The organism is Shewanella sp. SG41-4, assembly GCF_014164505.1.
Classification (GTDB): Bacteria; Pseudomonadota; Gammaproteobacteria; order Enterobacterales; family Shewanellaceae; genus Shewanella.
Genome location: NZ_JACJFI010000657.1, coordinates 1 through 1,110 on the forward strand (window position 1 = coordinate 1; position 1,110 = coordinate 1,110).

Annotated in this window: 1 protein-coding gene; it reads right to left on the reverse strand. The window is 38.6% G+C overall.

All coding sequences use genetic code 11. The annotated features are described in order from the left end of the window. Positions 1–65: 65 nt before the first annotated feature. Positions 66–1,110, reverse strand: a 1,045-nt coding sequence (locus H5202_RS23045; protein ID WP_259397462.1) for a sigma 54-interacting transcriptional regulator, incomplete at its 5' end; no start/stop codon positions are given.

Genomic DNA, 1,110 nt, shown 5'->3' on the forward strand with positions numbered 1-1,110 from the left:
CATCAAAATATCTCTAAACCATCGATAAATAATGGTATTAAACCACTTAATACCATTGAAAAAGACTATATAGTCTCGGTATTAAGTGGTTTAATACCATTATTTATCGATGGTTTAGAGATATTTTGATGAAATTCTTCTGGTAAGTCTTCAGGCATAATCTGTGGCCCGGGACTTAACACTACCGCCCGTTCAATCGTATTGGCGAGTTGACGAATATTGCCTGGCCAGTCGTAGTTGAGTAATAAATCTGCTGTTTTGTAGTTAAAACCAGTGATTTTTCTACCCAGTTTTTCATTGAAATCGGACAAAAAACAGCGCGCTAAGGGTAAAATATCTTCTCCTCGATTCCTTAGTGGAGGGATTTTGAGTTCGATAACATTGAGTCGGTAGTAAAGGTCTTGACGGAAATCACCAGCTTCAACCGCCGCTTCTAAATCTTTATTGGTTGCCGATATGATTCGAACATCGACATCTTTGATGTTGTTGTCACCCACCCGGCGAATTTGTTTTTCTTGAATGACTCGCAGTAGTTTAGTTTGCATCGTGGGAGAAAGTTCGCCGACTTCATCCAAAAACAGTGTGCCACCATTGGCACTTTCTATCAGTCCCATTTTGTTATTCTCAGCCCCTGTGAACGCGCCTTTTACATAGCCAAATAGTTCACTGTCTAACAGCGATTCAGTTAGTGCACCGCAGTTTATTGCCAGTAAGGGTTTATTATTTATATTTGAATAGCGATGAATAAAATCAACTAATTTCTCTTTACCTACGCCACTTTCACCTGTGACTAAAATTGATGTGGGTACTTTAGCAACGTTAATGGCCATTTCGATGAGTTTTTGCATCGGATAGCTATTGCTAATGGGATAGCTACTGTGGGAAAAATTGTTTTTAGCGCCTAAATTGATATTAGAGTTTCGAGGAAAATATTCTTCAATTTTTAAAATTTCATGTACTTCGTTTTTAATATTGTCGATGTTGATACCATTATAAAAATGGAGTGCGGGGGTGTCTTTGTCAGTCCATTGTTCGACATAATTTCCGATAAGATGGCAGTGGCAATCGCCTTTTGCTTGGCATTCCGACTCAATGAAATAGACCGTTCGT